Raw genomic sequence first — 12689 nt, forward strand, 5'->3', positions numbered from 1 at the left:
TCGTCACCGAACTTGGGAAATTGTTCCGTTCGAAACGAAGGCCGACTGAATGTCACTTCGGTAGGTTGTGAATGGTGAAATACAGCGGACTCGACAACGATGTCGCGTCCTTGGCGTTCACCGTGAAATCTAGTTTTAGTGTGTCGCAAGGCTGCAGATCCGGCACCTTAATGACAGCCTTGATGCCGTCGCCGGACAGTTGAACGTCGTCGATTTCCCACACGTCCATGCCCTCGACACCAGGCTCGCTGACTTTGAAATGAGGTGACCCATATTGGGCCGACCACTTGTAATTCCAAGCCTGGACCGTCCATTGGCTGAAATCAGTCAGCGCCGGATCGAGCGGCTGATTGAAAGTCAATTCCAATCGACCTTGGCGTGCTTTGGCCGCCAGCAAATACAAACCATCGCCGCCTGTGTACCGCATGCGCTGGATACTGCCTTCGCGTGTTGCGCCGGCTTGCCAGCCAGTCAGTCCAGAGAAATACAGTTGTCCGTCGGCCGGATCCTTCGCCAGCCGCATCGTGCCCGATTCCATTTTCATCGGAATCGGATAGACCGCTCCCTGGGTGATCCCGTCGGCTTCATCCAACAACACCACCATCGTGCTGGCGCGGCCATAGGAGGTGTGAAAAAATTGACCGCCAAGCGGACCGAAGCGAGCATCGGGTTCAACCCACAACTGCGAACCGGCCGAGCTATCGAGTTCCTGTGGCATGTAGACGATCGGCGCGACAATCTTTTCTGGATCATAGTCACCCTCGCGATCAGGCCATTTGCCAGCGCCATGAAATGCACCGGGGTGGGTGATCGCGATCTTACTGGCGGGAACATAGGTGCCTTGATTATCGCCGAATGTGATACGACCATCAGGCAAGCGACCGATTCCATTGGGGACTCGCAAACCGGCTCCGACCACTTCCCATGACTTGCCATCGGCGGCCACTCGTACGATTCCGCCGGGGACGGACCAATCGCTAAAACCTCCGACGCGCGCGTAGTAGTACGATCCGTCGTCGCCGACTTCTAAATCAAAACTGTAGGCATGCCAGCCCGGATCCGGTTCGGGCTCGTTGAAGAACGCTTCGTAGAAATCAGCTTCACCGTCGTTGTTAAAGTCGTGAAGTTTGACAATCCGACCGCGGGTGCCAACGGTCAGAACATCGTCGACAACCTTCATTCCCAGCGGTTCATACAGCCCGGCTGCGAACCGCTGCCAGGTCACCGCTTTCAAGCCATCGTCGAGACCGGTGACGATCCAGACATCGCCGCTAAGGGTGGCGACGGCCAGCCGACCATCCGGAAAGAACGCCAGCGACGCGGTTCGCATCCAAGTGTTGTAAGCGTTTTTCAGTGGCACCGGCACGCTGTCCATCACGTAACCCTGGAATTGATCCGTGGCCAGTTTGCCCTTCATCGTATGCGTCTGACCCCAGCGCCGCGTTCCACCAGTCGTCCGTTGGGTCAGGTCGACCATGTCCGCCGGTTGGGTGACAGACGTGTTTGGATCAGCCTGTTTGGGCGTGCCGGTCGTGACCAGATTAAAGTTCAACAGAGCGGTTGAGGGCGGCACATGCAGCACCAGCGCACCGTCATTGCTGATTCGCCAGTGTGGCCTTTCAGACGCCTCGTTCGACGGCGTCTGCAAGGTCACGAAAAACGCTGACGAGCTGTCCTTGGGACGCTTGTGGGGATCCATCGTCACCGTCGCCTGGTCGCCTGCGATCACAGCTTTAGCGTTTTGCCCGGCCGCGACAACCAGCTCCAGCGCATTTGCCGCCGGCTGGATCGTCATTCGGCGAACGATCACTGGGTGGACCGTCTGTGTGTTTTCCAGTGCCGGGTTTTCCAGTATTGGGCTTTCCAAAACACCACGGCCTTGAACGGCATAGGAGACAATGATCTGATCGCCGTCGGGGTAGTGTCCCCGATAGCGAACTTGCGATTCTGGCCAGACGGTCAGGGGGCGCAGATCAGGCGGCGTTGTGTCCGCATCGCCGTCCCACGCCCATCGCCAATCGCCATTGCCGGGCAGGGAATCGAATCGTGCGAGCGGCTGCCCGGCGGCTCGCAATTTATGGTGCAGCGTGTTGCTGAAATCGAGAAACCCGCCCTGCCATGCTCCCAAAGACTTCATCGTCCCCAGGTCATAGGCGATCGTCGTCTCGTTTCCTAAATCGACAACCAATGCGTTCACACTGCGAATGCCATTCTGCGCGGTGCCCTGAACCGGTGCGATCAGCGCTCGACCGTAGTCACGCAGATAACCCGACTTTGCCAACGCTTCGACCCGCGCTGCCGCCGCACCACTGCCGCGCGGATTGTGTGGCATCGCGTTGGTGTAGGTCTCGGGAATCTCCACGTACAGCTCGGGTGACTGCTGGCGAATCATTTTTTCGCGGATGAAATGAATCACCTTGTAGCGTTCTTCGGGGCTCAACTGCGGAGCGGCCATCATATTGCGGAACCCATAGGTGATCGTACGGAACATACTGTACGGATCGCCGCCGTTTTCCATCTTGTGCTTGGTAAAAATCCGCGCCGCCGGATTTTTTGGCGGCTGAATCCCGTCCGGACTATGACACTGAATACAGTTCATTTCATAGAGCTGCCGGCCTTCCTCCAGATCGGCATCGCTATCAGCACTGGGAACGAACCGAGCCAGATCCCGATGACTGACATTCTCAAAATCATTGAACGCCACCATCGATTCAGGGATCATCTCCCCATCATGCAGCCGCGAGACTTCGTCGCCGCTCAGCGGCCGATCGTACATTGTAAAATCATCGATTAAACCATCAAAGAAGTCACCGAGTTGTTGTTTGGATTGACCGTTTTCATCTTTTTGTTGGCCCAGCACCGCAGCGCCAAAGTGGTACTGGTTGAACGACTGGCCATAGCCCAGTTGGTCGCGGCGATGTTCGACGGAAAGCTTGCCGTCGACATAGACGTTCATGCCAGCAGCCTGAGATCGCGTGATGACCAGTTGGTGCCATTTGTCCACCGCGACGTTGCCGGCGTCGAGCGTCCAACGCTGCGGATTTCGTCCTCTACCCGGACCACTGACCGAAAGTCTTCCGGATTCATAGGTGACACGAACCGCTTGGTTATCGGCCGCCCCCAGTACCAGTCCAAACAGGTCGCCTTTGATCTTGGAGTGCGGTTGAAACCAAACGGAGATCGTCCAGCCTTCCATTTCGCCCAGCGGCACTCCGCGAAAGTAGCCACGGCGCATCGCCAGTCCCGAACCCAGCGACAGCGATCCCTGGGGAACTGGTTGCGGACGCCCACTGTCAAATTCGGGTGTCGCAAAGGAACCCTCAGCGATCAGCCGCTCGCGTTCTGCGGCGTCGTTGGCGGCCCATCGCTGGCGTAGTTTGTCCAATCGCTCGGCCGCCCCCGGCTGTGCCGAGAGCATCATCAGAAATGCCGTCAGATGTTTAACGTCATCGGGTCCCGTCGCCAGCCCGACCGGCATCACCGAAAGGTCACTCTTGACGAATTGTTCGATGTCATCCGCCGCGAACGTGGCTCGCTGGCCGTTCATCGTTTGCAGCGTGGTCGAACTTGGGTCGGCATTTGGATCTTTGATCAGGTGGCCGATCACAACGTTGCCGTCGACCGTCAACACTTTCCACGGCTGGTAACCCGCGTCGATGTTCTGGCTGGGCACGACGATCGACTGGGCCATGAATTCGGGAGCAAGACGATCTGCGACGCCAGCGAGTGACGGGCCCACACTTGGCTGATTTCCGGGTGTCACCTCGTCAGTCACATGACAGGCCGCGCAGCGCAGTTGAAATAATTTTTCGCCCAAACGGACATCACCGGATTTCCACGCCGTCGTCCAATCGACCGATCGATAGGGCTGGGGAAAGCAATCGATATCAAATCGCTTGGCGGACTCAGCCGGATTCATTGCTGTTTCCAACTGACCGATGGCTGTGGTCCAGCCGCCGAGTCCCGAGAACATAGCCACCAGACCAAAAATCATTCGCTTCATCCGGATCGCCATCTTCTCGTTCCTATCCTGTAGCTCGTCATTCATTTCGACGATTCAATTAACAATGCGGTATCGGTTGTGAACGCCTGCAATGTGATTTCAACCGATTTGCCCGATCCGGCTTCGATGGATGTTTGATCGGTTCGGCGTCCGGTCGAGGGATCGATCTGTTTGACCCCATAGCGTCCTTCCGGCAATTCCAATATCAACTGCACATCGTTGTTCGCTTGGGTGAACTGTTCCGCCGGTTGGTCTTTCAGACGACCAGGCAGATCCACATGCACATAAACCAAGTAGACGTTTTTCGGTTGCCCGATCGCCGAGACCGAATAGCCATCGGGGACTTTGGCGAAACGCTTGGCTTGTGGTTCCAAATCAGGAATCGGCAATCGATCAAATGTCGATTTCAAGACACCGAGTTGTCGACGCAATTGGCGGCTACCGCCACCGGGCGAGGAATAGCCGGTGAGCGTTCCGTCGGGATGTTGCGCGCTAAACGAGTAGTCCAGATTATTGAAGATCGCTCCACCAGCAACCAAGAAATCCCAGCCTTCGGTGCGATACAGGAATGATTCGCTGCCGCGAAAACCTGTTTCGTTTTCGCCGATCACACCGTGGACGTGACTGTTTTCTTCGACGACCACCGGCGGATAGCAATAGTGGAAATTAAAAATCGAAACGGCGGGATGTGGGTTCTCGATACGTTTCGTTTTGTTGGCGACATTGATCGAAATCAGATGTTTGGATCCGACCTGTTCCTGCTTGGCGACCACTGCGTCGATGATGTGTCGTTGCCACGCATCGGTAACGCCGCCGAAATAAGGTTCGTTACAGATTTCCAAGTAAACGTTGTCGTAGGGCATCAGAACGTCGACCATTTTCTCCGCCAATGCCGACTGAACGCGCAGCAGATCTGGATTCTCTGTTGTGTAGACCTGCTGGGAACCACAATCGCCAACCTCATTCACGTTGTTGCGAATGTTCATCGGATTGACGTCCCACAGCGCGGGTTTGTACATCGGACTGAACAGACACATTTCGACCACGATGCCACGTCGTGATGCCGCTTTCATCAGTGCATCGAGCCGCTGGAAATAGGCGTCGTCCCAATGATCCAGATCAAAAATTGGCGATCCATCGGCATGGGTTTTATCGCTGCGTTTCCAGGGACACACGTAATCGTTGTCTTGGGGCGCAAGGGTGTTTTGCGTGATCCCAAATGAACCCTTGATCTCACGATACGCCCCGCTGAACACTCGCGTGTGGTTCAGACCCTGCGCCGCCAATTCGTCGAGATAAGGTTCGAAATCAAATGCCCGGTTCAGCAGCACACCGTAGTGTTCGGCCGATGTGACCAGCACCGTGGGGCGGTCACGAAACAGGAAATAGCGATCATTTTGCGGATGCAGTGACAGCGGTTGCTGTGCCTGTGTGACCGCCGATTCGCCACTGAACCACATCAGCATCAGACAGGTGACGACGCCCATTCGATAAGACAGAAACATCTTGGCAAGCCTAGGATCGTAGGGAGAAGAAGTCGGACCAACGCGGCGCTGAAACAGCGGATCACGCCCAACTGACCTTGGATTGTAAAGACTCGCGATCGCTGGTCGGCCACTGACCGACGACATGGCCCAGATAGAACAGCCCCAGCGCACGGTCCTGGCCGCTGAGCCCGATGTAGTCTCGCATTTGGTCACTGAGAGCCGCCGGATTGGTCGACCAGAACCCACCTAAACCATGCACCGCAGCGGTCAAATGCATGTTTTGAACAGCACAGGCGACCGCCATGATCTCGTCCAGTTCCGAGATTTTCCCGCTGTCCTGGCGTTTCATGCCCACCACAATCACGGCGCCGGCAAGCGTCGGATTGACCCGAAACTTTTCATACTTCGCTTGCTTGAAAGATTCCGGCGGCATGATCGCTTTGTAGGTGTCGGCCAGGAAGTTCGCCAATTCGAGTCGTGTGTCACCCTGGAACACACGAAATCGCCAGGGCTGAGTCATCCCATGGGTGGGGGCCCAATTCGCATTGGTCAGAATTTCATCCAGGACGCGTTTCTCGATCGGTTGGTCGGACATCTGCCCGGGTTTGACCGTGCGCCGATTGCGAATCAAATCAGAAAGGCGGTCGGATTCCATGGTGATATCAAGGCAGGGGGGATGCGTCGGGCGGTTGAATGGGAACGATGTCTTACCATCCGGCGCTGGCACTGTCAGCGACCTGACCGAACCCGATCGCCGCTGTGTTGCCACCGACTCGTGTGGCCAGCTAGGGCAATCCGCCAGATTGGTTTAAACTGCGGGAATGAACAAACGATTGACCAAGATTAGCAAATACCTGACCTTCATTCTCCGACACCACCCGGAGACCATCGGCGTACAGCTGGACCCGGAGGGTTGGGCCACGATCGATGACCTGGTCAAAAACGCCAACGCCAGTGGCAAAGCGATCACGACCGAGCAAGTGCACCAGGTCGTCAGCGAAGCTGAGATCAAACGATTCGAACTCAGCGACGATGGGCTGCGAATCCGCGCGATCTGACCTGTACCGGTTGATCCATTCCCCCCATGTCGGCTGCGGCCTGACACCAGGATGACGATGGCACTTCGAACAATTGACGTCCCCAGCTCAATCAAGAAATTTGATCTGTCCGACTCCGCCGAGTCGCTGATCGATTTGGCCAACGATCGCATCGAAGCGTTCATGCTGGCCGACCAAACGGTGCTCGAAAATTTTGTGACCTGCGATTTTCATCTGCTCGATCAAACGCTGACCTGGATCCGCGAAAACCACTTGATGACCGGAGACCGCTTTTGCGAACTGGGCAGTGGTTTTGGGGTCGCCGCGATGCTGGCCGCGCTGCAGGGGATGCAGGCGGTCGGGATCGAAACCGAACCGGTGTTGGTGTCGCAGTCCAGTGATTTGGCAGACGACCAACAGAACACGGCAAAATTTTATTGTGGCAGCTTCATTCCGCCAGAATTCGAACTGCAGAGTGAGAATGCGGCGGATGCCGAACACCTTCGCACCGAAGACGTCGACGTGTATGAAGCCCACGGTTTTTCGATGGCGGATTTCGATTTGTTTTTCGCCTACCCATGGCCGAATGAATACCCGTTCTTCAACGAACTGTTCCAGGCCAATGCCGCCGATGGCGCGCTGTTGTTAACATATCGTGGCCGCGAAGGGATGAATCTGGTCCGCAAGACTTGACGCATTCGACGCGAACGCCAAGCTGAACGGTTATGGCACACGACGAAGTTCTTTCAAGGGAATTCAAATGGGTTTGGCAGTCGCGTTCAAAGCATTTTTCACCGCGTTGGGCCATAGCCCCAAAGCGGAACAGATCGAGCGAATCTTGAGCGGCCAAGAGATCGCCGGGGCACCGAGCGAGCCGGTCAAGCGAATCAGCGAACCGCCAGCGAAACCAGTCCCCAAAGCACCTGACCGCGAATCGGCCATCACCCTGCTGGCGACCTTGCAACGCGAAGCCCGCTTGGTGGATTTGATCCAGGAGAACTTGGAACAATACACGGACGCTCAGGTGGGAGCCGCAGCACGCCCCTGTCTGCAACAATGCGCCGGCGTGCTGGACCGAGTGCTGGGCTTGAAACCACTGGTCGAGGCGACCGAGGGCCAGCCGGTTGAGGTCGGCGACAACCCCTCGCCGACGCGTTACCAATGGATCGGCGAAGCCACTGCGAGTTCGGGGAAACTGGTGCACCACGGTTGGCAAGCGAGCGAAGTCAAACTGCCGACTTGGACCGGCCAACCGGCCGACGCCAACATCGTTGCACCTGCTCAAATCCAGGCGCCCTAGTTCGATCTGGGCTCAACCAGCCCGGCAACAAGCGCAAAGACTCACTGTAGCTGGCCTCTATGAGGCCAGCTACTTGCGGTATGGGGGGAATCGCCGGGTTGCACCTGGCCTACTGCGTCGGGGTGATTTTTTGTGGGTCGTTCGGGTAAATTCTCATTGACCAAACCACTTTCACCCACGACCAGACCATCCATGGGCCCACGTTTCAGCATCGGCATCGATCTCGGCACCACCAATTCGGTGATCGCCTTTGCACCGCTGGCGGACGATCCGAAACAAACCGCACCGGCAATGCAGCTGCTGCCGATTCCGCAGTTGATCGGACCGGGACAAATCGAATCCCGCGATTCACTGCCCTCGTTCTTGTATCTGCCACGCGAGGGCGAACTACAGTCGCTGCAAACACCGCTGGTCAGCGACCCGGAGAACGGAATCGTCGGCCATTACGCCCGCCAACAGTCGGCCGAGAATCCACAGCGCGTCGTCGTCGCGGCCAAAAGCTGGCTTTGCCATGGCAGCGTCGGCCGCACCGAAGCCGTGTTGCCGTGGCAATCGCCGCCCGAGATCAAAAAGGTGTCGGCGTTTGATTGCACGCAGCGATTTCTCTCCCACCTGGTGGCTGCCTGGCAAGCTGCCCATCCGGATGCGCCACTGAGCCAGCAACAGGTCGTGCTGACCGTGCCGGCGTCGTTCGACCCGGCCGCCCGAGAATTGACTCGCCAGGCAGCGATCGAAGCCGGATTACCAGACAACTTTGTCTTGCTAGAAGAACCGCAGGCGGCCGTGTATCGCTGGCTGGCGGCGCGTGCCGAGGATTGGCGCAAGGAACTTGCAGCGGGCGATGTCTTGTTGGTTGTCGATGTCGGTGGTGGCACGACAGATTTGACCTTGGTCACGGTCGAGCCGATCGACGGTGAACTCAGTTTGCAGCGTCTGGCGGTCGGCAACCATCTGTTGCTAGGCGGTGACAACATGGACTTGGCACTCGCCCACCACGTGGCGACGCGACTGCAAGAACAAGGTCATGATCTGGATCCCTGGCAAAGCGTCTCGTTGTGGCATGCCTGCCGCGATGCCAAAGAAAAACTGTTGGCAGCCGACGGCGCCGAAGAACACACGATCTCGGTCCTCGGTCGCGGAAGCTCACTGATCGGTGGCACGATTTCGACGCAGCTCTCAGGCGATGAAACACGTCACTTGATCGCCGATGGTTTCTTTCCGCAATGTGATGCGGGCGACCGACCCGAACGGCGTTCGGCATCGGGCTTTCAAGACATCGGATTGCCTTACGAAGCCGATCCGGCGATCACGAAACAAGTCGCAGCGTTTTTGGCTGATCACGCCGACACGATCCGCCAAGCGTCAACAAGATCTGATGACGATGCTCCCACAGTTGTCGGTCCGACACACCTGATTTTCAATGGCGGTGTGTTCCGTAGCGAAACCTTGCGCTCGCGGATGCAATCCGTGATCAACGGTTGGTGTGAAACGCCGCCGACGGTGTTGGGCGGACCGGGCGACCTGGACAGTGCCGTCGCACTCGGCGCGGCCTACTATGGCTGGTCAAAACAAACCGGCGGTATCCGCATCCGGGGCGGCACCGCGCGGTCCTACTACATCGGGATCGAAACGGCCGGCCTGGCGATCCCCGGTGCTCCGCGTCCACTGCGTGCATTGTGTGTGGCACCGCAGGGCATGGAAGAGGGCAGCGAAGCCGAGGTGCCGGGAAAGGAAGTCGGACTCGTCGTTGGCACACCGGCACGATTCCGCTTCTTTGCTTCATCGACCCGCAGTGACGACACGGTCGGAACCCAGCTGGATCGCTGGTCACCTGACGAATTGATGGAGAGTGAACCGATCGAATTGACACTCTCCAGCGAGTCGGCTGGGGAGGAACCCTTTGTCCCGGTTCGCTTTGTCAGCCACGTGACGGAATTGGGGATGTTCGAACTGTGGTGCCACAGCACACGCACCGACGATCAATGGAAAATGGAATTCAACGTTCGCGAAGACCAATAGGCATTCGCCAAGTGAGTGGAACAACGTTTTGCCCAAACCAGACAACGCCGCCGATCCCGATCCGGAAACCCCATCGCGTTACGTCGTCGGGATTGATCTCGGCACGACCAATTGCGCGCTCTGTTACGTCGACACACTGCAAGCCCAATGGACCGTGGAAACGTTTGCCGTCGCCCAATGGGTTGATCTCGGCCAATTGGAAGCACGCGAGACGTTGCCGTCGTTTCACTATGAATTGACGTCTGCCGAAGCAACGGGCGTCGGCATGGGATTGCCGTGGGCGACCAAACGCGATTCAGCCACCTCCTGTGTCGGCGTGCTCGCACGCGATGCCGGTCAACGCCATCCCGAACGACGCATCAGTTCGGCCAAGAGCTGGTTGTCACATGACGGGGTCGACCGCACCGCCGATTTTTTGCCTTGGCATGGCGATGCCGATGTGCCGCGGATGTCCCCGGTCGATGCATCGTCAAATTACCTGGCGCACCTGCGCGGCGCCTGGGACCACGACCACCCCGACCAGCCCCTGCATCTGCAAGATGTGGTGATCACTCTGCCGGCGTCGTTTGATGAAGTCGCCCGCGAACTGACAATACGTGCGGCCAAACAAGCCGGGCTGAAACGAGTTTATTTGATCGAGGAACCCCAAGCCGCGTTTTACGCTTGGATCGATCGCCACCGCGACGACTGGTCACGAATGGTCCGCCCCGGCCAATTGATTTTGGTCTGTGACATCGGTGGCGGGACAACCGATTTGACGCTGATCCGAGTCCAGCCGGCCGGCGACAGCGGCGACCAAGTTCAGTTTCATCGCGTGGCGGTGGGACGGCACTTGATCCTGGGCGGCGACAACATGGATCTGGCCGTGGCCAAACTGGCCGAACAGAAACTGGCCACCGCCGATGCTGCAGCCGATCTGTCGGCCGGACAATGGGACCGCATGGTGCAAGCGGCCCGCGGTGTTAAGGAAGCCATGCTGAGCGCGCAACGCAATGAGTCGTTTACGTTAAACGTCGCCGCCGAAGGATCCAAGTTACTCGCCGGCGCGATTCAGGTGGAATTATCGGCCACAGAAATTGACGACACGCTGTTGGACGGTTTCTTTCCGCGCGTCTCACTGACCGATCGACCGGTCACGGGGCAAAGCGGGTTCCAAGAATTTGGATTGCCCTATGCCGCTGATCCGGCCGTCACACGTCACTTAGCCGAATTTTTGACCGAGCATCGCCGCAGCGGCTTGGACGACCAAGACCAGGACTCGGCGGACCGCCCCGATCTGGTGCTGTTCAATGGCGGCGTGATGGCGGCACCAGCGATCCGCCAGCGGATCATCGATTGTTTGCGGGATTGGTTTGCCAAGCCCGGCGAGTCATGGCAACCGAGTGAACTCGCATCACCGCGATTGGACTTGGCCGTCGCCCACGGGGCAGCCTACTACGCAATGGTTCGACGCGGTTTAGGTGTACGGATCGCAGCCAACTTGGGGCGTTCCTACTACATGCAAGTTCAAGATCAACCGCCACAGGCGATCTGTTTGATCCCCGGCAACGCGGAACCGGGACAACGGTTCTGTGCCGACGACCACTTGCTGCAGTTACAAGTCGGCCAGCCGGTCCAGTTTCCGCTGTGGGTTAGCAGCACGCGACTGGCTGATCGCGTCGGCGAACTGGTTGCCATCGAACCGGCCGAGATGTCACCGCTGCCGCCGATCTGCACAGCGCTTGTTCGCGGGCGACGACGCGAAGAAACGCAACTGAATGTCGTCATCGAATCAGAACTCAGTGAGATCGGGACCATCGGGATGTACTGCGCCGACCCCGCTGGCGGCAAACGTTGGAAGCTGGAATTTGATATTCGCAGCACCTTGGAAACCGATCGCTCGGCTCACCAGGGCGATGGGGAAACCGCTGGTATTCTGGACGCAGAAACCGTCGAAGCCTGTGCCGACGCGATCGCCCAGACATTTGGCGACGACCCGATATTGAAACCCAATCAAATCGTCAAACGATTGGAAACGTTGACCGAACTGGGGCGCAACGATTGGCCACCCACCTTGATCCGAGAACTGTGGCAGTTCTTGGTCGACCATGAACCCGGCCGACGCAAATCGCCTCAACACGAAGCGCGTTGGTTGAATTTGGCCGGTTTCTGCTTGCGCCCCGGCTATGGCGTCGCCGTCGATGATTGGCGTGTCGCGCAAATGTGGAAATTGCTGCACGGACGTCTGGCATTTCCAGCGTCCCAGTCGCGTACCGAATCGATGATTTTGTGGCGGCGGGTCTCCGGCGGATTGACCGCCGGACAACAACAACAACTCGCTGCGCCGATGATGGCCAACCTGCGCAGCAAAACACGCCGCATCGAACCCCACGAGGCGAACGAATTCTGGCGGTTGATTGCGTCGCTGGAACGGTTGACTGTCAGCGAAAAAATCGAACTCGGACAGATAGCGCTCAAAGAGTTTCAGCGGAAAAAGAACGCTAAACTTCGTCCCGCGCTGCTGTGGGCACTCGGGCGTGTCGGAGGTCGACAGCCTGCCTATGGACCCCTCAACACCGCCATCCCCGCGGCCCAAGTCGAATCCTGGGTGCAGACTTTGATCGACCTGGATCCACCCGAATCTGCCGTGCCGTTGACCATCGTGCAACTGGCGCGCAAGACCGGCGATCGCTATCGCGACATCAACGACGATGCGCGGCAGAACGCCACTGCCTATCTACAGGATCGCCAAGCTGAACCGCATCTGGTCACGCTGTTACGTGACGGCGGTGAACTGGACCGCAACGAGGAAACCGCAGTCTTCGGTGACTCACTGCCGCTGGGAATAAGCCTGGTCCGCTAAC

Annotated in this window: 8 protein-coding genes; 5 read left to right on the forward strand and 3 right to left on the reverse strand. The window is 57.9% G+C overall.

All coding sequences use genetic code 11. The annotated features are described in order from the left end of the window. Positions 1-52: 52 nt before the first annotated feature. The 3 genes from NHH03_RS07915 to NHH03_RS07925 form a co-directional block, all read right to left on the reverse strand. Positions 53-4048, reverse strand: a complete 3996-nt coding sequence (locus NHH03_RS07915) for a LamG-like jellyroll fold domain-containing protein (RefSeq protein WP_253155224.1) — start codon at positions 4046-4048, stop codon at positions 53-55. Beyond that, positions 4045-5508: a hypothetical protein gene (locus tag NHH03_RS07920; protein WP_253155225.1), complete on the reverse strand. Its 1464-nt coding sequence runs from the start codon at positions 5506-5508 to the stop codon at positions 4045-4047. The genes NHH03_RS07915 and NHH03_RS07920 overlap by 4 nt, the downstream gene beginning before the upstream one ends. Positions 5509-5569: 61 nt before the next feature. Then, positions 5570-6145, reverse strand: coding sequence for a nitroreductase family protein (locus tag NHH03_RS07925; RefSeq protein WP_253155226.1), 576 nt, complete (start codon positions 6143-6145; stop codon positions 5570-5572). A 166-nt stretch (positions 6146-6311) separates the two neighbouring features. On the opposite strand from NHH03_RS07925, the gene NHH03_RS07930 reads away from it, so the two are divergent. From NHH03_RS07930 to NHH03_RS07950, 5 genes are all read left to right on the forward strand, one after another. Further along, entirely contained in the window at positions 6312-6548 is a 237-nt protein-coding gene (locus tag NHH03_RS07930; RefSeq protein WP_253155227.1) for an RNA 2'-phosphotransferase, read from the forward strand. 57 nt (positions 6549-6605) lie between these two features. Then, the gene (locus NHH03_RS07935) at positions 6606-7220 is read left to right on the forward strand and encodes a hypothetical protein (RefSeq protein ID WP_253155228.1); all 615 of its coding nucleotides are present in this window, start codon (positions 6606-6608) and stop codon (positions 7218-7220) included. Positions 7221-7287: 67 nt separating this feature from the next. Beyond that, positions 7288-7827: a DUF2760 domain-containing protein gene (locus tag NHH03_RS07940; RefSeq protein WP_253155229.1), complete on the forward strand. Its 540-nt coding sequence runs from the start codon at positions 7288-7290 to the stop codon at positions 7825-7827. A gap of 192 nt (positions 7828-8019) precedes the next feature. Further along, entirely contained in the window at positions 8020-9846 is a 1827-nt protein-coding gene (locus NHH03_RS07945) for an Hsp70 family protein (RefSeq protein ID WP_253155230.1), read from the forward strand. Between the two features lie 28 nt (positions 9847-9874). After that, on the forward strand, positions 9875-12688 hold the full coding sequence (locus NHH03_RS07950; RefSeq protein WP_253155231.1) for an Hsp70 family protein: 2814 nt from the start codon (positions 9875-9877) through the stop codon (positions 12686-12688). Position 12689 lies beyond the last annotated feature (1 nt).

Origin of the sequence: Stieleria tagensis (assembly GCF_024129865.1) — a bacterium.
Taxonomy (GTDB): domain Bacteria; phylum Planctomycetota; class Planctomycetia; order Pirellulales; family Pirellulaceae; genus Stieleria; species Stieleria tagensis.